The organism is Cohnella xylanilytica (assembly GCF_014212175.1).
Taxonomy (GTDB): domain Bacteria; phylum Bacillota; class Bacilli; order Paenibacillales; family Paenibacillaceae; genus Cohnella; species Cohnella xylanilytica.
Map to the genome: position 1 here is coordinate 1 of NZ_JACJVR010000055.1, position 21,376 is coordinate 21,376.

Sequence of the window (21,376 nt, forward strand, 5' to 3'; positions counted from 1 at the left end):
GTCGATTTTTTCGACTTACGATGTAACGAGGCCTCTCTCCAACCCGATATCGTCGGGTTACGGCGCTCTCGGCTACCCCGCGTCTCCCCTCCAACCCGACATCGTCGGGTTGGAGCCGCCTGCGGTCAGTAGCCGCCCGCCCCGCCGGCGCCTCCGCCGCCGACGATCGCGACGCCGGAGCTCGTGCCGATCCGGTTCGCCCCGGCGAGAAGCAGGCGGACCGCGGTTTGCTCGTCCCGCACGCCGCCGGAAGCTTTGACGCCGATTCTCGGCGAGACGCTCGCCCGCATGAGCCGGATATGCTCCTCCGTCGCGCCCCCCGGTCCGAAGCCCGTGGACGTCTTGACGTAGTCGGCCCCGGCGGCTTCGGCGATGCGGCACGCCTCCTTCACGAGAGCCTCGGTCAGCGCCCCCGTCTCGAGAATCACCTTCACCAGCGCTCCGGCTTGCACGGCCTGCACGACGGCGAAGACGTCGCGTTCCACGGCGGCGTAATCCCCGTCCAGCAGCTTGCCGACCGGCAGCACCATGTCGATCTCCGCCGCCCCGTCCTCTACGGCCGCCGCCGCTTCGAACGCCTTCGCCCGGGTCGCGCCCGCTCCGAGCGGGAAGCCGACGACCGCGCACACCTTGACATCCGTGCCGCTGAGCTGCTCCCGGCATTGCCGCACCCAGCGTCCGTTCACGCACACGCTGTAGAAGCGGTGCGCGAGCGCCTCCTCGCACAGCTTGGCGAAATCGGCTGAGCGGGCTTCCGCCCGGAGCAGCGTATGATCGATAAACGGAGCGATCGACTGCCCCGGCGCCCAGACCGGGAACCTCCCCGCCTTCCCCGAAGCGGCAAGGCTGGGCTCGACGCCCAGCTGCCGAAGCGCCTGCCGCAGCACCTCGTCGTTCGTGTCGTACCCTTCAACCTGCTGCAGACGCCAGCTCTCCTCGGGAGCGTACCAGTCGACGCCGGCAATCTCGCTTGCTTGCGCCTGGAGCGTTCCCGAACCCGCCTCCACCAGATAATAGTGCACTTCCTTCTGCACGGTTACCTGCTCCGCCGATTCGTACTCGTAGCGGATGACGGACAGAGGCGCCACGATCGCTCCCGCAATCCCCGTCTCCTCTTCGATCTCCCGGAGCGCGGTTCTCTCGATCGTCTCGCCGGGCTCCATCCTGCCTTTGGCCAGCGTCATCTTCCCGAACCGGTCCCGGATCAGCTGAATCTCCAGCTTGCCGTCCCGCCGGCGGAAAACGACCCCGCCCGCCGATATCTCCTTCATCCGGAATCCCCTCTTCCGAGCTATGTACAGCAAAAGATTCCACGCCGGCCGCGACCTCGTCGCCTTCCGCCGGCATGAAATCTTTCGCCTCGTTTGTCCTGCTTGCGGCAAGGATGAAATGCGTTCTTGTCGTTATCGGATGCCGTTGCGGATCATACCGGAACTCGCACCCTCCCAGCCTCGCGCTTTACGCCCTCAGAGCGACCTGAGCGGCCTCGGCGACCGAAGCAACCGGCGCCGCCGGTTCGACCGGCTCGAGCATCTCGATCAGCTCGCCTCGGTTCTCGTTCACGCCGCTCTCGGTGAGCCGCACTCGGCAATGCTTGCGGTACATGTTCTCCTCGCCCTCGAATTCGATGAGCAGGTAGTTGTCCGAATAGCCGGCCAGCCGGACGATGCCGTCCTCGCCGCGAACCGCGCGCTCGGGAATGACGTCGAGCTCCGCGCCGACCCAGCCCTTGCTGTATTCGGCCTGCATCTTCTCCGACAGGTCGATCAGCTTATGCACGCGTTCGTTCTTCACTTCCTCGTCGACCTGGTCGTCCATTCGCGACGCCGGAGTGCCGGTCCGCTTCGAATACGGGAACACGTGCATCTCGGCGAATCCGATCCGCTCCATGAACCTGTAGCCGTTCTCGAACTGCTCCTCGGTCTCGCCCGGGAAGCCGACGATGACGTCGGTCGTGATCGCGACGCTCGGCATCGCTTCCTTGATGCGCGCGATCTTCTCCGCGAACTCCTCCGTCGTGTACTTTCGGCGCATCCGCTTCAGGATGGCGTCGTCGCCCGCCTGGAGCGGAATGTGGAGATGGCGGCACATTTTCTTGGAGCTGTTGAGCACCGCGATCATCTTGTCGTCGATCTGGCTCGCTTCGATCGAGCTGATCCGGATCCGCTCCAGCCCGTCGATCTGGTCCAGATCCGACAGCAGGTCGGCCAGCCGGTAGTTCTCGAGATCGTCGCCGTACCCGCCCGTATGGATGCCCGTCAGGACGATCTCCTTGTAGCCGGCTTCCACCAGTTGGCGAGCCTGCTTCAGCACGCTCTCGGGAGCTCGGCTGCGCGACAGCCCTCGCGACCACGGGATAATGCAGAACGTGCAGAAGTTGTTGCACCCTTCCTGGATCTTCAGGAACGCGCGGGTCCGGTCCGCGAACGCGGGAACGTCCAGCTCCTCGAATTCGCGCGTCTTCATGATGTTGCGCACCGCGTTGACCGGCTTGCGGTCGCGCTGGATGTCGGCGATGAAGCCCATCAGCTTGTCGCGGTCCTGCGTGCCGACGACGAGGTCGACTCCCGGAATCGCCATGATCTCCGCGGGCGACGTCTGCGCGTAGCAACCCGTCACCGCGATGACCGCGTCCGGGTTGCGGCGCACGGCGCGGCGGATGATTTGCCGGCTTTTCTTATCCCCGGTGTTCGTCACGGTGCATGTGTTGATGACGTACACGTCGGCCGTCGTCGTCTCGAAGTCCACTTGTTCGTAGCCTTCGTTCTTGAACAGCTGCCACATCGCTTCGGTATCGTAGAAGTTGACCTTGCAGCCAAGCGTATAAAATGCCACGGACGGCATGTCGTGTTAACCTCCCAGCTCTCCGGATTCGTAGGCGAGGCAGGACAGCGCCACCAGCGCCGCCGTCTCGGTACGCAGAATTCGGCGTCCCAGCCCGACGGGTACGGCTCCCGACGCTTCGGCCTGCTCGGCCTCCTGCGGGGCGAAGCCGCCTTCGGGACCGACGACGAGCAGCACCCGGGGCTCCCGGCCTCCGGCGAATCCGTCCTTAAATGCGTTCAACGCGGGCCTCAGTCCGCTCCCGCGCCGTCCTTCTTCTTCATAGCATAGCAATACCAGATCGAAGCCTTCGAACGTGCCGACGAGCTGCTTCCAGGACAGAACGGGCCGAATCTCCGGCACGAGGCCGCGATGGGCCTGCTCGGCGGCTTCCTTGGCGATCTTGCGCCAGCGTTCGATCCGCTTCGCTTCCTTGCGCTCGTCGTACTGGACGATCGTTCGCTGCGACAGGAACGGCTGGAACGCGAACGCTCCCGCTTCCGTCCCCTTCTGAATGACCGTCTCGAGCTTGTCTCCCTTCGGCAAGCTCTGCGCGACCGTAATCTTCCACGCCATCTCGGCGCGCGACGGCTCCCGGCTCAGGATGGCAGCCTCGATCCGGCCCGGCTCGATCGTCTCTGCCTTCGCCAGCAGCTCGTCTCCCGAACCGTCGCAGACGACGAATTCGTCGCCCGGCTTCGCCCGCATGACCGTCGCCAGATGGCGGGCGTCGTCTCCCAGCAGCGTCACGGACGAATCGCCGATCTGCGCGGGAGGAACAAAATATCGTTGCATTCCGAGAAGCCTCCCGACGGTGTTCCACCCTTCATCTTACCTCGTTTGCTCGCGTCCCGCCAGCACCCGTTAAAATTTCCAGCCGAACAGGCTCGGCAGCACCGGGGACTCCGGATGCGAGCCGAACAGCGACGACACGAGTCCGTGCATGCCTTCCGCGATCGGGTAGCTGAGCGAGAACAGAGGGCCGATCGTGGCCGCGCTGAGGGGCGGGATGAAGACGAGCAGCAAGAAGATAAAGATGCCCCATTGTTCGTTCTGGGCCATCCGGACGCGCCAGCGCAGGGGAGCGAACTCCTCCACGATCCGGTAGCCGTCCAGCGGCGGAAGCGGAATAAGATTGAATAAGAACAGGACGATGTTGATGTGGACCCAATAGTTCAGAAAAGTCGTGATCGTGGCCAGCGCGCCGTCCGAAGGCCGGTCCAGCACTCCCAGGGCGACCAGCGCGTATACGACGAGAAGACCCGCGAAGGCGAGCAGCAGGTTGCTGACGGGCCCGGCCGCCGTCACGAGAATATTCATCAGCCTCGGGTTCTTGAAGCGGCTGCGGCGGACGGGTACGGGCTTCGCCCAGCCGAAGCCCGCCACGAGCAGGAAGAGCATCCCGAACAAGTCGAGATGCGCCATCGGGTTCAGCGTGACGCGCCCTTGCTCGTAGGCGGTCGTATCCCCGAATTTCAAGGCCGTCCACGCGTGCGCGAATTCGTGAACCGTGAAGGCGACCAGCATCGTCAGGATGACGAACGGCAGCTCGCTCAGGGGATACGCGAGGAAGTTCATTCGCCCGCTCCCTTCGGCTTGCCGGCCACGAACGCGATCCAGTCGTCCTGGCGGACGCGGTCGATAATCTCGAAGCCCGCGGCCAGAAGGCCCGCCGCCACGTCCTCTTCCTTGTTCTTGTAGATGCCGCTGGCGATGTAGATGCCGCCCGGCTTCAGCACGTCCATGACGTCGGAGATGAACAGCAGGATGATCTCCGCCAGGATGTTGGCGACGACCAGGTCGACCGGCGGCCGAACGCCGCTCGCGGAGCCGTCCGCGCCGGGCTCTTCGCGGAGCACGCCGAGCAAGTCGCTCAGCCTCACTTCGACGACGTTCTCCAGGCCGTTCAGCTTGATGTTCTCCGTGGCGCTGGAGACGGCGACGGGATCCAGATCGAGGGCGAGCACCTTCTCGGCCCCGAGCTTGATCGCTCCGATCGCGAGAATGCCGGAGCCGGTGCCGACGTCGATGACCGTCTCTCCGCCGCGAATGGCCCCTTCGAGCGTGCGCAGGCAGAGCGCGGTGGTCGGGTGCGTGCCCGTCCCGAACGCCATGCCCGGATCCAGCTCGATGATGAGCTCGTCCTCGCGCGGCTCGTATTCCTCCCAGGTCGGCTTGATCGTCAATCTCTCGGAGACGGCGATCGGTTTGAAATACTTTTTCCAAGCGTCCGCCCAATCTTCCTCGTTCACCTCGGCCACGCTAACGGTGAAATCCCCCGCGTCGTAGCCGAATTCCGGCAGCCCGCGCAGAAGCTCCGTCAGCTCCTTGACCGTAGCGTCCGTGTCCGCGTCTTCCGGGAAGTATCCCTTGATATGCGCGAGTCCCGCCGGAATATCGTTCAGCGGCTTGTCGTACCACTGGCCGAGGGACGTGTCCCTGGGCTTGTCGGGCGACCAAGACTCCTCGATCGAGACGCCCCCGGCTCCAAGCTCGTGCATGTAATGAGCGACCATTTCTTGCGATTGCTCCGTCGCGACGACGGTGACTTCGTACCAACGCAATGGATTTCCTCCCCGATATGTTCCCCCAGGCGCTTCGCGCGCCGATTTGAACTTCATTATACACGTTCTTTTTCCATCCACGCAAAAAAAACGGGAAGCCCTATGGCTTCCCGCCCGCCGGCGATTCGATTGTCTCTCTCCGGGAGCCCGAAGGCGTCCCCCCGCCGCTCTCGCGCCGAAGGGGCGCAAGATCTACTCGATCCTGCCGCCGGCCTGCTCGATGACCTTCCGCGCTTGCTCAAGCGCCTCCGCCGGGATGCGGGCGGACAGGCTGAACGGAGCGGAGGGCGGCAGGGCGCCGAGCTCGTCCGCGGCTTCGACGCGGGCTCCGCCGGTCAGCAGCTCGTCGGCCAGCCGGTTCATCGTCGTCGCCTCGGGAGCGGACGCGACGGCGGAGCCGAAGTCGGGGCCGTGGATGGCCCGCTCCATGCGGAACCGGTCTCCGCGCAGCGCGGCCAGCTTGCGAATGGCTTCCTCCGCTTGCTCCTGTTGTTCGAAGCTAGCCTGCAGGGGCTGCATGTCCACGGAAGTCACTCTCCCTCGTATTCGGCCGCGCGCCGATCGGCTTCCGCCGCCCGGCGCTGGGCTTCGCGATCCTCTTCATCGGCCAGCTCCGCCGAGAATTCCACGTCTTCCGCCTTGACTGTCGGCAAGTCGGCCCGAGCGCCGGCCTTGCCGTCGTTCCCGCGACTCATCCTGTAAGCTACCTCCCTTAAGGCCATCCGCGATGCGGATTGGCGGTCATGGCGATAAGTATGCGTCCGGGAACGGCGAATTATGCAGGCGAACGCCAAAACCGGCCTTCCCGCGGAATCTCTTCCGAAGGACGGCCGGTTCGCTCGTCTCGAAGCTATGAATCAATCGCCGAGAATGGCTTTTTTCATCCGTTCGAACAACGTCTGGTGCTGCTCGTTCGTCGTCTCGCCGCTCTTGGACGCGAACTCGCGGAGCAGCTCCTTCTGTTCGTCCGTCAGCTGGGTCGGCGTCACGACGGTCACTTTGACGTGCTGGTCGCCTTGGCCGTAGCCCCGGAGCTTCGGCACCCCTTTGCCCTTCAGGCGGAAGTAGGTCCCGGTCTGCGTGCCTCCCGGAATCTTGAGCTTCACCTTCTCGGTCAAGGTCGGGATCTCGATCTCGTCGCCGAGCGCGGCCTGGGCGAACGTCAGCGGCACCTCGCAGTAGATGTCGTCCCCTTCCCGCTCGAAGAAATCATGCGACTTCACGCGCAGGACGAGGTACAGGTCGCCCGGAGGCCCCCCGCGCAGGCCCGCTTCGCCTTCCCCGCTGACGCGCAGCTGGGAGCCGTCGTCGACGCCGGCCGGAATCTTCACGTGAATCTTCCGGTTGCGCTTCACCTGGCCGTTCCCGCCGCACGTCGTGCAGCGCTCGCGGATGATCTTGCCCCGGCCGCCGCAAGCCGAGCAGGCCCGGCGGTTGACGATGCGGCCGAACGGCGTGTTCTGGGCCACTTCCTGCTGGCCCGTGCCGCGGCAGACCGAGCACGTGTCGATCTTGGAGCCCGGCTTCGCGCCGTTGCCGTGACACGTATCGCAAGTCTCCGTCCGGGGAATCGTAATGTCCGTCTCTTTGCCGAACACCGCTTCCTTGAACTCGATCGTCATCGTGTATTGCAGGTCGTTGCCGCGCTGCGGAGCGTTCGGGTCGCGGCGGCCGCCTCCTCCTCCGAAGAACATGTCGAAGATATCCCCGAAGCCGCCTCCGAAGTCCGCCGCTCCCCCGCCGCCGAAGCCGGCCATCGGATCCTCGTGCCCGTATTGGTCGTAGCGGGCGCGCTTCTGATCGTCGCTCAGGACGTCGTACGCTTCCTTGACTTCCTTGAACTTCTGCTCGGCGTCCGGCTCCTTGTTCACGTCGGGATGGTATTTGCGCGCCAGGTTGCGATAAGCCTTCTTGATCTCGTCCGCGGAGGCGTTCCGGCTTAGGCCAAGCACCTCGTAAAAATCTCTTTTGTCGGCCACTTCTCCACCTCCATGAGGAAAGTCAAAGCCGTTCCGGTTGCCGGAATTGTAGAGCTTCGCCTTCGGAAACTCACCCATTCAAGGTCGTATCTTCCTCCAGCCGCTGTCGCTGTACCCGTTGTCCTGATTGAACATGATGGTAACAACGGGTACAGCAAAGGCGGACGTAAACTCTTACGGAAGATACGAGCCTACCAAGGGTTCAACGAAGGCAAATCTCTACAGAAGACCGGCAAAGGGAAATGCTTTGACTTTCGGTTCGTCAAACTACCCGATTATTTCTTGTCTTCGTCCACGACTTCGTAGTCGGCGTCGACGACGTTGTCCTTCTTCGGCGCGGAGCCGGCGTCGGCCGCTCCTTCGGCGCCCGGAGCGCCTTGAGCCTGGGCCGCTTGCTCGTAGAGCTTGACGGACAGCTGCTGCACGATCTGGGTCAGCTCCTCGGTCGCCGACTTGATCTCGTCGAGGTTCTCGCCTTCGAGAGCCTTCTTGACCTTCTCCTTGGCTTCCTCGGCCTTCGCGACTTCGCCCGCGTCGACCTTGTCGCCGAGATCCTTGATCGTCTTCTCGACCGTGTAGACGAGCTGGTCGGCCGCGTTCTTCGCTTCGATCAGCTCGCGGCGCTTCGCGTCTTCTTCGGCGTGCAGCTCGGCTTCCTTCTGCATCCGTTCGATCTCTTCCTTGCTCAGGCCGCTCGAAGAGGTGATCGTGATCTTCTGGCTCTTGCCGGTGCCCTTGTCGAGAGCGGACACGTTCACGATGCCGTTGGCGTCGATATCGAACGTGACTTCGATCTGCGGGATGCCGCGGGGAGCCGGCGGGATGTCGCTCAGGATGAAGCGGCCGAGCGTCTTATTGTCGCGCGCCATCGCGCGCTCGCCTTGCAGAACGTGGATCTCGACCTGCGTCTGGTTGTCCGCGAACGTGGAGAACACTTGCGATTTGCTCGTCGGAATCGTCGTGTTCCGGTCGATCATCTTCGTCATGACGCCGCCGGCCGTCTCGATGCCGAGGGACAGCGGAGTGACGTCGAGCAGGACGACGTCTTTGACTTCGCCGGTCAGGACGCCCGCTTGGACGGCCGCGCCGAGGGCGACGACCTCGTCGGGGTTAACGCCTTTGTGCGGCTCCTTGCCGATGAGGCGCTTGATCGCTTCTTGAACGGCCGGAATCCGGGTGGAGCCGCCGACGAGAACGACCTTGTCGATCTGGGAAGCGCTCAGGCCGGCGTCGGCCAGCGCTTGGCGCGTCGGAGCCATCGTGCGCTCGACGAGCGGCGCCGTCAGTTCGTCGAACTTGGCGCGGGACAGCGTCAGCTCCAAGTGCTGCGGCACTCCGTCGACCATCGTGATGAACGGAAGGGAGATCGTCGTCGTGACGACGCCGGACAGCTCCTTCTTCGCCTTCTCGGCCGCGTCCTTCAGACGCTGGACGGCCGCCTTGTCCTTCAGCAGGTCGACGCCGTGCTCCTTCTTGAACTCGTTCGACAGCCATTCCATGATCGCTTGGTCGAAGTCGTCGCCGCCGAGGTGGTTGTCGCCGCTCGTCGCCTTGACTTCGAAGAAGCCGCTGCCGAGCTCGAGGATCGAGACGTCGAACGTGCCGCCGCCAAGGTCGAAGACGAGAATCGTCTGGTCTTCTTGCTTCTCGAGGCCGTAGGCCAGCGCGGCCGCCGTCGGCTCGTTGACGATCCGCAGCACTTCGAGGCCGGCGATGCTTCCGGCGTCCTTGGTCGCTTGACGCTGGCTGTCGTTAAAGTATGCCGGAACGGTGATAACCGCCTGGGTGACCGGCTGGCCCAGGTACGCTTCCGCGTCCGCCTTCAGCTTCTGAAGAATCATCGCGGAGATCTCTTGAGGGGTATATTCCTTGCCGTCGATCGTCTCTTTATGATTTGTGCCCATGTGGCGCTTGATCGAGATAATCGTGCGGTCCGGGTTCGTGATCGCCTGGCGCTTCGCCGTCTCGCCGATCGTGCGTTCCCCGTCCTTCTTGAAGCCGACGACCGAAGGGGTCGTGCGGTTGCCTTCCGGGTTCGGGATGACGACGGCTTCGCCGCCCTCCATGACCGCCACGCAAGAGTTGGTCGTTCCCAAGTCGATGCCAATGACTTTGCTCATCTTGTATAGTTCCTCCTCGCTTCGTTAAAACGCTGGTAAGTATATCGCGCCGTTATCCGCTGACTTTGACCATCGCGGGGCGAATGACCTTCTCCTTGAGCCAGTAGCCCGGCTGCACCACTTCCACGACGATGCCTTCCTCGTGCTCGTCGGATTCTACTTGCATGATGGCCTGGTGCACCTCCGGGTCGAACGGCTGGCCGACCGGCTCCATCTGCTTCAGCCCTTCGGCCTCGAGCACTTGCCACAGCTGGCGATGAATCATCTCGATGCCCTTGGAGTACGATTGCAGGTCGCCCTGTTCCCCTCCGGTCTGAAGCGCCCGGCCGAAATTGTCGACGACCGGCAGCAATTGGCCGATCAGCTTAAGCGACGCGTATTGGGCGAGCTCTTCCTTCTCCTTAAGCGTGCGCCGCCGGAAATTGTCGAAGTCCGCTTGCGCGCGCAAATAACGGTTGTTCGCTTCCTCGAGCTGCTTCTCCAGCTCGGCGATTCGAGGGTCCGCCCCTGGCGCTTGCTCTTCTTGCGCTAGTTCTTCCGCTGCCGCGTCTGACGTCTCGGCTTCGTTCGCCGCCTGCTCCGCCGCCGCGGCCGAAGCTTCGCGTTGCTCTTCTTCCATTCGTTCCTGCTCCTTCGTCTCTTGACTGCTCACGCAGGGTTCACCTCCTTACCGTGCCACCCGGGTTCGGGGGCTATACCCTTCTCATTTGTACCATCGGGCCATAAACAGCGCCATGTCCTTCGACAGATAATCCAACAAGCTGATGACTTTGCCGTAATCCATTCTCGTCGGTCCGAGAATGCCGATCGTGCCTAGCGATTGGCCCTCGTAAGAATAAGTGGCGGTGATCAAGCTGCATTGATTGATCGCTTCCACCGGGTTCTCCGTGCCGATCCGAACCTGGATGCCTTCGGGCACCGCCTGGAACAGCTGCATCAGCTTCGGCGTCTCTTCGAGCATGTCGAGGATGCTCTTCACCTTGTCGACGTCCTTGAATTCCGGCTGGGTCATGATGTTCGTGGCGCCGCTCAGGAACACCTTCGGTTCCGCGTCGTCGGCCAGCGTCTTCTCGAGCATATCGAGAATCTGCTCGCAACGGTCGACGAAGCGTCCCAGCTCCTCGCCGATCTCGCTGTGGAGAACCGACTTCACCTTGATGAAGGGAACTCCGGACAGCTTGTCGTTAAGCAGGTTGACGATCTTCTGGATATCGTCCATCCCGATCCCTTCCGGAATGGAGACGGTCCGATGCTCGACGTGCCCGGTATTCGTCACGATAATCGCGACGGCGGACGATTCGTTGATCGGAACCAATTGGAAATGCTTCAGAGTGGTATTGAACATCTCCGGCCCGAGAACGATCGACGTGTAGTTCGTCAATTGCGACAGGATCGTCGCGGCATGACCGACTACTTCCTCCCACAGGTTCATCTTCTCGGCGAAGAAGGCGCGGATCTTCATCATGTCCTGCTCCCCGATGCCGCCGAGGCGGATCAGGTGATCCACATAATACCGATAGCCTTTAATAGAAGGGATTCGCCCGGCGGACGTGTGCGGCTGCTCCAGCAGACCCAGCTCCTCCAGGTCGGCCATCTCGTTGCGGATCGTAGCCGGACTGAAGGACACGTCCCCCCGCTTCGATATGCTGCGCGAGCCGACCGGCTCGGCAGAACGAATGTAGTCGTCGACGATGGCGGACAGGATCATTCTCTGGCGTTCGCTCAGCATTCCGGGTCCCTCCTTCTTCTTCGTTAGCACTCAATTAATGCGAGTGCTAATCGCTACTACAAAAATACCAAACCGTTCCGGTCGTTGTCAAGAACGAACGGCTCGATTTGGCCTCTTGTTCGACTATAGGCCGCGCTGGCCGAAGCGGTTCAGCTCAGCAGCTTGACGACGGCGATCTCGTCGCATGCGTGCTGCTTGCTGCAATGGACGCAATCGGTCCAGACCTTCTCCGGGAAAATCTCTTTCTCGACGACGCTGAACCCGTTCTTGACGAAAAAATCGACGGCGTACGTAAGCGCCATGATCTTCGGCACTTGCAGCGCCCGCGCTTCTTCGATCAGGGCGTTCACGATCATCGTGCCGAGCCCCTTGCCTTTGTACCCGTCGGCCATGCCGAGAGAGCGGATCTCCACGAGATCGGCTCCGAGACGGAAGAGGGACCCGCAGCCGATGAGCCTTCCGGCTTCTTCGGCGACGACGAAGGAATCGATATGGCGAAGCAGCGCTTCGCGGGATCGCGGAAGCATGATTCCTTGGAGGGCGTAGGCTTGAATAAGCTCGTAGAGAGCTTCTACGTCCGTTGGCAGCGCCTTGCGGCAAGTGATCGTCGTGTTCACGCGAATCCCCTTCTTCCTTCAGTCCGATAATCGGTCGATGTGAATAAATATACAACAGAGAGAATGAAACCTCAAGAGAGATTTTTGCCCCCGCCGACAACCTTCTTTTATAGCGCCGATCGAGAATTTCGTCCGGCGCATTGGCGTTCTTACCATTATGATGAAGGAGAGAAGCGTGAACCTAGAAAAATGCCGGAGCTCGATCAGCTCGTCTACGTCGTCAAGGCGGCTAACGAATCGTATAAACGCTATTTCGTGCCGGAAGCCCGTTTTTTCCCCCAGGCGGCCCGAAATAAGATCGCTGGGATTCGTTACATTTTCAAAATAGGTTTTTGGCGCTAAATAGCGATTCCGGAGTTCGTTACAGAACGGGGCCTACGAACCGGACCCGGTGATTCGGATCGAAACCGAGAACTCGACTTCCGAAGATGCCGCCCAGAGAGTTGCCGTCCAAGGATTGACAGCCGAGGCGCAAAGGAGTAGTATTTTTCCATACTACTTCGTAGTCGTATGAAACAATACGACTAACAGTGCCGAGGTGATGCCTTTTGATCGAACGCTTGAAAAAGCTCGGATTGTCCGAGCTGGAAGCCCGCTGCTACCTGGAGCTTCACGAAGAGTCCAACATGAGCGGCTACGAGGTCGCCAAGCGGGTATCCGTCTCCCGCACCAATGTCTACGCCGCGCTCCGCTCCCTGGCGGACAAGGGCATGTGCCGGACGATCGAGGGGGACCCCGTCCTGTACGCCGCGGTCCCGATCGAACAGGTCGTTCGCTACCTGCGAAGCGAATTCGACCGGACCGCGGACGTTCTCGTCAGCGAGCTGAAGCCGCCGAAGGCCGCCCCCGCCTTCTACAATTGGCAAGGCGAAGACAAGCTGCGGATGGCGGCCGGAAGGCTGATCGCAAGCGCGCAAGCCTCCGTCGTCGTCGATATCTGGGCGGAGGACCTTCCCTTCTTCGAAGAAGCGCTGGCCGAAGCGGAGAGTCGGGGCGTCTCCGTGCTCGTCGTCACGCTGGGGCCTGCGGGCACCCGGCTGAAGAACGTCTTCGTTCACAAAAGAATGGAATGGCCGGACGTCGCCAGCCGCAGCTTCTCCATTCTATGCGACGGAAGCCGCGCCATTCTCGGGGCGTTCGGCGAATCGCTCAAGCTCACCGCGCTCGAGACCGATCATCCGTCGATCGCCTATATGCTGCTCAGCGCCTTCTATCACGACCTGATCATGATGGAAGCGGAGAAGGACTTCGGTCCGCAGCTGGCCGCGGCGTACGGCGAGCATTACGAGAAAATCACCGGCCGCTTCCGGATCGCCGGAAGCCAGCCCGTCTGATCCGCTAGAGAGGAGTTCGAATCTTATGTCCAAAGCCGCCTCCGTCGCGGTTCCGGCCGCCGCCACCGTATTTCCCATTCTGTTCGCCATCAGCGTCGTTCACCTTCTGAACGACACGATGCAGTCGACCGTGTCGGCGCTTTTTCCCATCCTTCGGGAATCCCAGCATCTCAGCTTCAGCCAGATCGGCCTGATCGCGTTCGTCATGAACATGACCGCGTCCGTTCTTCAACCGCTCGTCGGCTGGTTCTCCGACGCGAAGCCTCGCCCTTATATTCTTCCTATCGGGGTTTGCTTCACCTTGATCGGCGTTTTCTCGCTGGCGCTGGCTCCGAACTTCGTCACGATCCTGCTCTCCGTCATCTCGATCGGCATCGGTTCGGCCGTCTTCCATCCCGAATCGTCCCGCGTCGCCTACTTGGCGGCCGGCAGCAGCCGAGGGCTCGCCCAGTCGATCTTCCAGGTCGGCGGCAACATCGGCTCGTCGCTCGGGCCGATCATGACGGCGCTGATCTTCGTGAAGCTCGGGCAGCGCGGCGTCATTTGGTTCGTCATCGCGGCCTTGCTCAGCATCTTGATCCAGACGTTCGTCGCCAGATGGTACGCCGCCCGGAGCGCGCAGCCGCGCGTCGCCTCCCCTAAGCGGCGGGACGGCGCCGGAGCTCCGGGCCTGTCGGGAGGCCGCATCGCGTTCGCGATCTCGATCCTCGTCCTGCTCGTCTTCTCGAAGCACGTCTACATCTCCAGCATCACGAGCTTCTATTCGTTCTATCTGATCGACGACTACGGGGTATCCACGGGCGGGGCCCAATGGTACCTGTTCGCGTTCCTCGCCGCATCGGCCGCGGGCACGTTCATCGGAGGTCCGATGGCCGACCGGTTCGGGCGGCGCAACGTCATCTGGCTCTCGATCATCGGCACGGCCCCGTTCTCGCTGCTGCTGCCTTACGCGAACCTGTTCTGGTCGGGCGTTCTGTGCGTGTGCGCCGGCTTCGTCCTGTCGTCGGCCTTCTCGATCATCGTCGTCTACGCGCAGGAGCTGCTCCCCGGCAAGGTCGGGCTCGTGTCCGGCCTGTTCTTCGGCCTGGCGTTCGGCCTCGGCGGACTCGGCTCGGCCCTGCTCGGCACGATCGCCGACGCGACCAGCATCGCCTTCATCATGAAGCTGTGCGCCTTCCTGCCGCTGATCGGCATCGCGGCCGTTCTGCTTCCGAAGGACCGCTTGCTGCGCGGCGCTTAAGGCCGCATCCCGACAGCCGCCAAACGAATCGGCCCTTCCCGCAACGGAGCGGAGAAGGGCCGGTTCTTTTTTTGGGGGGCTATCCTTATAGGAAAGCGCCGAACACTTCGTTGCCGAGCGGAATGCCCTTCTCGGCGAGCCGGTACCCGGCGCCGCCGGTCTCGTCGGCGCCGCTTCCGAACCTCTCGAGCAGCCCTTGTTCCAGAAGCTTCGCCAGCACCGGGCCGAAGACGTCCTCGGGAGACGCGCCTCCGAACTGGCGCCGGAAATCCGCGGTTCGCACCCCTTCGAGCAGCCGGAGTCCGACCATCATGAAGTCCTCCATCGCTTCCCGCGCGGACACGGGGTTCGTCTCCTTGCGGGGAAGGCCCGCTCCCGACGCTTCGATATAAGCCTGCACGCCCTTCACGTTCATATGGCGCTCGCCGCGCGCGTAGCCGTGGGCTCCCGCTCCGAGGCCGTAATACGGTTCGTTGCGCCAATACGTCGAGTTGTGGCGGCTCTCGAAGCCGGGCTTCGCGAAGTTGCTGATCTCGTATTGCCGGTATCCCGCTTCCGACAAGCGGGTTCGGAGGTGCTGGAACATGGCGACCTCGACTTCCTCTTCCGGGAGAGGGAGCTCTCCCCGCTCGTACAGACGGTGGAACAGCGTGTTCTCCTCCACCTTCAGGCTGTAGAGCGAGTAATGGGGAAGATCCAGCTCCAGCGCCTTCTCGACGCTGTCCTCCAGCTGCTTCAGCGTCTGCCTCGGCAGGCCGAACATGAGGTCGATCGACAGATTGCGGAACCCCGCCGCGCGGGCGTTGGCGATGCTCCGGACGACGTCGTCCGCCTCGTGGATGCGGCCGATCGCGGCGAGCAGCCCGTTGTCGAACGATTGGGCGCCGAAGCTGATCCGGTTCACGCCTCCCGCCAGCATCGCCTCGAGCTTGGCCGGGTCGGTCGTGCCCGGGTTCGCCTCCATCGTGAACTCCGCGTCCGGCGCCACCGGGAAGTGGCGGGCGACGGAATCGAGGAACCGCTTCATCTGCGGCGGGGTCAGCACGGTCGGCGTGCCGCCGCCGACGAACACCTTGCGGATCGTCTCGGGCGGAAGATCCCGGACCGTCCGCTCCATCTCCCTCTCCAGCGCGTCCAAGTACGCGTCCACCGGCTGGCCTTCGACCACGTAGGAGTTGAAGTCGCAGTAGAAGCATTTGTTCGTGCAGAAGGGAATGTGAATGTATAGAGCCCGAGGCGTCCAGCCGTGCAGCGGCACGGCCGGAGTCCCGTTCGCGGGCTTGGCCGCGGAGCCTGGGGACATCGGCGCCTCCTCCTTTCCGAATGGCCTTGCTATTATTAATGAAGCGGTTCGCCTAAGATGCGCCAGCCGCCCGCCCATGCGCGTATGCGTATGCTGATTGCTCTCTTTCCCCAATTCCGCCAGCTTCCGGCGCTATCGGCCGGAAGAACAATGAACCGGTCTCCCGGTTCATTGTCGCGACAGGTCTATGAGTCCGCCGGCCGGCGGGCGCTTGAGCGCTTGACCGGCCCGGCAAGTTACTTCCGTTAGCGCGAACCTCCGAACGGCCGGACTGCCGGCCCGACCGTCGGCCCGATAACTACTCGTCGATCTTCAGCACCGCCATGAACGCTTCCTGCGGCACCTCGACGCTGCCGACCTGCTTCATCCGCTTCTTGCCTTCCTTCTGCTTCTCGAGCAGCTTCCGCTTCCGCGAGATGTCGCCGCCGTAGCACTTGGCGAGGACGTTCTTGCGCATCGCCTTGATCGTCTCGCGGGAGATGATCTTCTGCCCGATGGCGGCCTGGATCGGCACCTCGAACATCTGGCGCGGGATCAGATCCTTCAGCTTCTCGCAGATGACGCGGCCGCGCTGGTACGCGCGGTCCCGGTGAACGATGAACGACAAGGCGTCGACCTGTTCCCCGTTGAGCAGAATGTCCATTTTGACCAGGTTGGATTGGCGGTACCCGGACAGCTCGTAATCGAACGAGGCGTAGCCCTTCGTGCTCGACTTGAGCTGGTCGAAGAAGTCGTACACGATCTCGGCCAGCGGGATGTCGTACTTCAGCGTGACGCGGTTCGTATCCAGATACTGCATGTCGATGAACTCGCCGCGTTTGCCTTGGCACAGCTCCATGATGGCTCCGACGTAATCCTTCGGAACGATGATGGACGCCTTCACGAACGGTTCCTCGACGAAGTCGAGCTTGCCCGCTTCCGGATATTCGGAAGGGTTCGAGATGTCGATCTGCTCGCCGCTCGTCAGCGTCACCTTATAGATAACGCTCGGCGCCGTCGTGATAAGCGGAATGTTGAATTCCCGTTCGATGCGCTCCTGAATGATCTCCATGTGCAGCATCCCGAGGAAGCCGCAGCGGAAGCCGAAGCCGAGCGCCTGCGACGTCTCCGGCTCGAAGCGCAGAGAGGCGTCGTTCAGCTCGAGCTTCTCGAGCGCGTCGCGAAGATCGTTGTAGTCCGACGAATCGATCGGATACAGGCCGCAGAACACCATCGGATTGATCCGCTTGTAGCCAGGCAGCGGCTCCGGCGTCGGGTTCTTCGCGTTCGTGACCGTATCGCCCACGCGCGTGTCCTTCACGTTCTTGATGGACGCCGTCACGAAGCCGACGTCGCCCGGCCCGAGCTCGTCGACGACGGTCGCCCGCGGCTTGAACGTGCCGACCTCGACGACGTCGAACGTGGCCCCTGTGGCCATGAACTTGATCGGCGTACCCGCGCGAATCGTCCCGTCGATGACCCGGATATAGCAGACGACGCCTTTGTAAGCATCGTAATGCGAGTCGAAAATCAATGCCTTAAGCGGCGCGTTGATATCGCCCTTCGGAGCCGGAACCTTCTGGACGACCTGCTCCAGAATCTCCTTGATGCCGACGCCGTTCTTGGCCGACGCCAGGACGGCTTCGCTCGCGTCGAGGCCGATGACGTCCTCGACCTCCTGCTTCACGCGCTCCGGCTCGGCGCTCGGCAGGTCGATCTTGTTGATGACCGGCAGAATCTCCAGGTTGTTGTCCAGCGCCAGATAGACGTTGGCCAGCGTCTGCGCCTCGATCCCTTGGGCGGCGTCCACGATGAGCAGCGCGCCTTCGCAGGCCGCCAAGCTGCGGGACACCTCGTACGTGAAGTCGACGTGCCCGGGGGTGTCGATCAAATGCAGCGTGTACACTTCGCCGTCGTCCGCCTTGTATTGGAGACGGACCGCCTGCAGCTTGATCGTGATGCCCCGCTCGCGCTCCAAGTCCATCGAATCGAGAATCTGATCCTGCATCTCGCGGGACGTCAGCGTCCCCGTATATTCCAATATGCGGTCGGCCAGCGTCGATTTGCCGTGGTCGATATGCGCGATAATGCAAAAATTCCGAATATGGCTCTGTTTGCGTTGATTGTCTGCCATTGGTACCTCCACCGACTCCTCGCATCCTGTGGCTATCCAATCTATTATAGCAACGGATAGCCGGAGCATCAATCGACAACGATCACTTCCGTATATATGGGCGGACAAGGGGAAAAGAAAAACCGACTCCCGAAGCATAGTCGCTTGGGAGTCGGCCTTGTGCGGCGCTGGAATCAGTCGATCAGATCGATCGCTTGCAGCAATCGGACGACCGCGACGGCCGCCTGCGCTCGCGTCGTCTGCCCTTGCGGAGCGAAGACGTCCGGGCCCGTTCCCGTCATGATGCCGAGCCGCGTCATCAGGCCAATGTCCGCGAACGTATCCGAGTCGACTCCGCCCAGATCCTTGTACGCGCCGGATGCGGCCGTTGCCGTCAGCGGCTTCTCCAGCGCGACCGCGGCGGCCAGCATCCTCGCCATCTCCCCGCGCGTCAGCGGTCGATCGGGGTAGAAGGCTCCTTCGCCGGCAAACTCCAAGAGACCGAGCGACTTCGCCCTTGCCACCGCGGAAGAATACCAGGAGCCCGGCTGCACGTCGGCGAACGGCGCTTCCGGGTCCGCGCTTCCGCTTGGCGCGCTCCGTCCGAGCGCCCGCACCAGCATCGCGGCGAATTCCGCTCTCGACACCATTCGGCTCGGCGCGAATTTTCCGTTCCCTGCGCCTTCGACCAGCCCTCTGGCCGCGGCCAGCTCTACCGCCGTTCGCGCCCAATGGCCAGCCGGCACATCCGCGAATCGGATCGCGTTGTCCGCCGCGACGTAGACGCTGTTCGTGCGGGAGCGGATTGCCGCGTACCATCCCCCATCGATGCGCACGGAACGGGCGGGGACGAATTCGAACTCGCCGGTCTTATCGTTATAGCGGAACGCGCCCCAATGCTCCGGCATGGCGGTCACGCCGCTCGGCATCGGAATCAATCTCTCGATCGATTCGGCGAAGGTATTCGCGTTGGCCAAGGCTTGACCGTTCTGCAAGCGGACGATTCGGATGTCGAAGTCGACGGGTGCTCCAAGCACGCGGCCGTTGGGCAAGCCGCTCGCGAGCGCCGCCTGGATCGATTCGTCGCCCGACTTGTCGGCCAGGGTGATCTTGAAGCTGACGTCTTCCGCGCTCAGGCCGTTCGTCTTAAGCAGCTCCGTCAGCCCGGGGATGAGCGAAGCAAGCTGGACAGGCACCCGGTAGCTGCCGTAAGGAGCTTTGATCTCTAGGAAAAAGGAAGCATTCTCCCCGGCAAGTCCGCTCAAAACCGTCGCCGGTATGCTGACGTTCGCCGTGCCGTTCGACGGCGTCACTTCCAGCGTGACGGACGGCTTCGTCGTGTCGATCGAATCCGGGTCGAACGGAACTCCGCCCAGATCGATCATCGGCTTGGGCGGCGTCCGATCGGGATCGTGCGGCGCGGTCGGCCTGACGCCGTTCGAAGCCGCCGAAGCCGGTCCGGTGCCGACGCCGTTCGTCGCGGCGACCGTAAAGGTATAGGTCGTACCGTTCTTCAGACCCGTTACCGTAATCGGGCTGGTCGTTCCGACGGCGGTAATCCCTCCCGGGCTCGACGTTACCGTATAGCCGGTAATCTCGCTCCCGCCGTCGCTCGCCGGCGGCGTGAAGCTGATCGTCGCTTTTCCGTTGCCCGCCGCTGCTCTTACGCCCGTCGGCGCTCCGGGCACCGTCGCCGGTGCCTTTGGCGTCACGCTATTCGACGGCGCAGACGCGGCGCCTGTGCCGACGCCGTTCGTGGCGGTGACCGTGAACGTATACGACGTCCCGTTCGTCAGACCCGTCACCTTAATCGGGCTGGACGTTCCCGTCCCAGTGAACCCTCCCGGGCTCGACGTCACCGTATACCCGGTAATCGTTCTCCCGCCGTCGCTCGCCGGAGGCGTGAAGCTAATGGTCGCTTCACCGTCTCCCGCCGCCGCCGTCACATCCGTCGGCGCGCCGGGCACCGTCGCCGGTGCCATCGGCGTTACGCTGTTCGACGGCGCAGACGCGGCGCCTGTGCCGACGCCGTTCGTAGCGGTCACTGTGAACGTATAAGGCGTTCCATTCGTCAATCCCGTTACTTTAATCGAAGTGGACGTTCCCGTCGCAGTCAACCCGTCCGGGCTCGACGTCACCGTATAGCCCGTGATCGCGCTCCCGCCGTCGCTCGCCGGAGGCGTGAAGCTAATCATCGCTTCACCGTCTCCAGCTACCGCCATCACATCCGTCGGCGCTCCGGGCACCGTCGCCGGTGCCTTCGGCGTTACGCTGTTCGACACCGCGGATGCCGGACCCGTACCGACGCCGTTCGTAGCGGTCACTGTGAACGTATAAGGCGTTCCGTTCGTCAATCCCGTTACTTTAATCGAAGTGGACGTTCCCGTCCCAGTGAACCCTCCCGGGCTCGACGTTACCGTATAACCCGTGATCGCGCTCCCGCCGTCGCTCGCCGGAGGCGTGAAGCTAATGGTCGCTTCACCGTCTCCCGCCGCCGCCGTCACATCCGTCGGCGCGCCGGGCACCGTCGCCGGTGCCTTCGGCGTTACGCTGTTCGACACCGCGGACGCCGGACCCGTACCGACGCCGTTCGTAGCGGTCACTGTGAACGTATAAGGCGTTCCGTTCGTCAATCTCGTTACTTTAATCGAAGTAGACGTTCCCGTCGCAGTCAACCCGTCCGGGCTCGACGTCACCGTATAGCCCGTGATCGCGCTCCCGCCGTCGTTCGCCGGAGGCGTGAAGCTAATCGTCGCTTCACCGTCTCCCGCCGCCGCCGTCACATCCGTCGGCGCTCCGGGCACCGTCGCCGGAGCCTTCGGCGTTACGCTGTTCGACGGCGCAGACGCAGCGCCTGTGCCGATGCCGTTCGTCGCAGTGACCGCGAACGTATATGACGTTCCGTTCGTCAATCCCGTTACTTTAATCGGGCTGGACGTTCCCGACGCCGTAAATCCTCCCGGGCTCGACGTTACCGTATAACCCGTGATCGCGCTCCCGCCGTCGCTCGCCGGAGGCGTGAAGCTGACCGTCGCTTCACCGTCTCCAGCTACCGCCGTCACATCCGTCGGCGCGCCGGGCAATGTCCCGACGATTACGGTAACGGCGGCCTCTGCGCTGCCATTGGAGCCGTCGTAAACGCTAAAGAGGAGCGAACGAGGTCCTACGACCGTCGAAGACGAGGAGAACTTCACCGCGCTCAAAGCATGCGACCACTGCTCATTCGATGCCGTGGCTCCCGAAGAAGTAAGCGTCAAAACGCCCGTTGCCACATTATAGCTTCCAACAATGTTGCCGAAAACCGTCGAATCCGTATTGCTAAATGTAAGTATATCCCCGGATTGATAGCCGCTCCCGAAGTAGATTATCGCGCTGGATTGCGTCGCGTTGTCCGAATCCGTTATTTTAACGTTGCTGTCGATAATAACGCCGGGCTTGTCCTTTGCCGTAGTGACCGTACCGCCGGTCATTGTAAGGACCGGAGCGGCGGCGTCAACCGGCGGCACGGCCGGAATAAGAAGCATAACAAGCGTGAATAGCATAACGATGGCGGCGTTTTTTCTCATGGGGACCTC

At 62.6% G+C, this 21,376-nt stretch carries 18 protein-coding genes; 3 read left to right on the forward strand and 15 right to left on the reverse strand.

What is annotated here, in order from left to right; all coding sequences use genetic code 11:
• Positions 1-125 precede the first annotated feature (125 nt).
• From deoC to H7B90_RS14325, 12 genes are all read right to left on the reverse strand, one after another.
• On the reverse strand, positions 126-1,271 hold the full coding sequence (deoC, locus tag H7B90_RS33405; RefSeq protein ID WP_185136562.1) for a deoxyribose-phosphate aldolase: 1,146 nt from the start codon (positions 1,269-1,271) through the stop codon (positions 126-128).
• A gap of 187 nt (positions 1,272-1,458) precedes the next feature.
• The gene (gene mtaB / locus H7B90_RS14275; protein WP_185136563.1) at positions 1,459-2,844 is read right to left on the reverse strand and encodes a tRNA (N(6)-L-threonylcarbamoyladenosine(37)-C(2))-methylthiotransferase MtaB; all 1,386 of its coding nucleotides are present in this window, start codon (positions 2,842-2,844) and stop codon (positions 1,459-1,461) included.
• Between the two features lie 6 nt (positions 2,845-2,850).
• A complete protein-coding gene (locus H7B90_RS14280; protein WP_185136564.1) occupies positions 2,851-3,618 on the reverse strand; it encodes an RsmE family RNA methyltransferase in 768 nt (255 codons plus the stop codon).
• A 69-nt stretch (positions 3,619-3,687) separates the two neighbouring features.
• Complete coding sequence (locus tag H7B90_RS14285) at positions 3,688-4,401, reverse strand: site-2 protease family protein (protein ID WP_185136565.1); 714 nt, start codon at positions 4,399-4,401, stop codon at positions 3,688-3,690.
• A complete protein-coding gene (gene prmA / locus H7B90_RS14290; protein ID WP_185136566.1) occupies positions 4,398-5,387 on the reverse strand; it encodes a 50S ribosomal protein L11 methyltransferase in 990 nt (329 codons plus the stop codon). Before prmA ends, H7B90_RS14285 begins: the two co-directional genes overlap by 4 nt.
• 192 nt (positions 5,388-5,579) lie before the next feature.
• Positions 5,580-5,912 carry a hypothetical protein gene (locus H7B90_RS14295; RefSeq protein WP_185136567.1) on the reverse strand — a complete coding sequence of 111 codons (333 nt, stop codon included), beginning with the start codon at positions 5,910-5,912 and terminating at the stop codon, positions 5,580-5,582.
• A 5-nt stretch (positions 5,913-5,917) separates the two neighbouring features.
• A complete protein-coding gene (locus tag H7B90_RS14300) occupies positions 5,918-6,082 on the reverse strand; it encodes a YfhD family protein (protein WP_185136568.1) in 165 nt (54 codons plus the stop codon).
• Between the two features lie 162 nt (positions 6,083-6,244).
• A complete protein-coding gene (gene dnaJ, locus H7B90_RS14305; protein ID WP_246578749.1) occupies positions 6,245-7,366 on the reverse strand; it encodes a molecular chaperone DnaJ in 1,122 nt (373 codons plus the stop codon).
• A 275-nt stretch (positions 7,367-7,641) separates the two neighbouring features.
• Complete coding sequence (dnaK, locus tag H7B90_RS14310; protein ID WP_185136570.1) at positions 7,642-9,486, reverse strand: molecular chaperone DnaK; 1,845 nt, start codon at positions 9,484-9,486, stop codon at positions 7,642-7,644.
• A gap of 52 nt (positions 9,487-9,538) precedes the next feature.
• Positions 9,539-10,105: a nucleotide exchange factor GrpE gene (grpE, locus tag H7B90_RS14315; protein ID WP_185136600.1), complete on the reverse strand. Its 567-nt coding sequence runs from the start codon at positions 10,103-10,105 to the stop codon at positions 9,539-9,541.
• Positions 10,106-10,189: 84 nt separating this feature from the next.
• Complete coding sequence (gene hrcA / locus H7B90_RS14320; protein ID WP_185136571.1) at positions 10,190-11,215, reverse strand: heat-inducible transcriptional repressor HrcA; 1,026 nt, start codon at positions 11,213-11,215, stop codon at positions 10,190-10,192.
• 149 nt (positions 11,216-11,364) lie between these two features.
• On the reverse strand, positions 11,365-11,832 hold the full coding sequence (locus tag H7B90_RS14325) for an N-acetyltransferase (protein WP_185136572.1): 468 nt from the start codon (positions 11,830-11,832) through the stop codon (positions 11,365-11,367).
• A gap of 63 nt (positions 11,833-11,895) precedes the next feature.
• Here H7B90_RS14325 and H7B90_RS14330 point away from each other — a divergent pair, with 63 nt between their 5' ends.
• From H7B90_RS14330 to H7B90_RS14340, 3 genes are all read left to right on the forward strand, one after another.
• Positions 11,896-12,174 (forward strand): hypothetical protein, encoded by a 279-nt coding sequence (locus tag H7B90_RS14330; RefSeq protein ID WP_185136602.1) that lies wholly within the window; start codon positions 11,896-11,898, stop codon positions 12,172-12,174.
• A 206-nt stretch (positions 12,175-12,380) separates the two neighbouring features.
• Complete coding sequence (locus H7B90_RS14335) at positions 12,381-13,166, forward strand: TrmB family transcriptional regulator (RefSeq protein ID WP_185136573.1); 786 nt, start codon at positions 12,381-12,383, stop codon at positions 13,164-13,166.
• A 25-nt stretch (positions 13,167-13,191) separates the two neighbouring features.
• On the forward strand, positions 13,192-14,406 hold the full coding sequence (locus H7B90_RS14340; protein ID WP_185136574.1) for an MFS transporter: 1,215 nt from the start codon (positions 13,192-13,194) through the stop codon (positions 14,404-14,406).
• A gap of 85 nt (positions 14,407-14,491) precedes the next feature.
• Here H7B90_RS14340 and hemW read toward each other — a convergent pair whose 3' ends face one another.
• The 3 genes from hemW to H7B90_RS14355 all read right to left on the reverse strand — a co-directional run bounded on the left by hemW (position 14,492) and on the right by H7B90_RS14355 (position 21,073).
• The gene (gene hemW / locus H7B90_RS14345) at positions 14,492-15,709 is read right to left on the reverse strand and encodes a radical SAM family heme chaperone HemW (RefSeq protein WP_185136575.1); all 1,218 of its coding nucleotides are present in this window, start codon (positions 15,707-15,709) and stop codon (positions 14,492-14,494) included.
• Between the two features lie 298 nt (positions 15,710-16,007).
• A complete protein-coding gene (lepA, locus tag H7B90_RS14350) occupies positions 16,008-17,822 on the reverse strand; it encodes a translation elongation factor 4 (RefSeq protein ID WP_185136576.1) in 1,815 nt (604 codons plus the stop codon).
• Positions 17,823-17,995: 173 nt separating this feature from the next.
• The gene (locus H7B90_RS14355; protein ID WP_185136577.1) at positions 17,996-21,073 is read right to left on the reverse strand and encodes a fibronectin type III domain-containing protein; all 3,078 of its coding nucleotides are present in this window, start codon (positions 21,071-21,073) and stop codon (positions 17,996-17,998) included.
• Between the last annotated feature and the right edge of the window lie 303 nt (positions 21,074-21,376).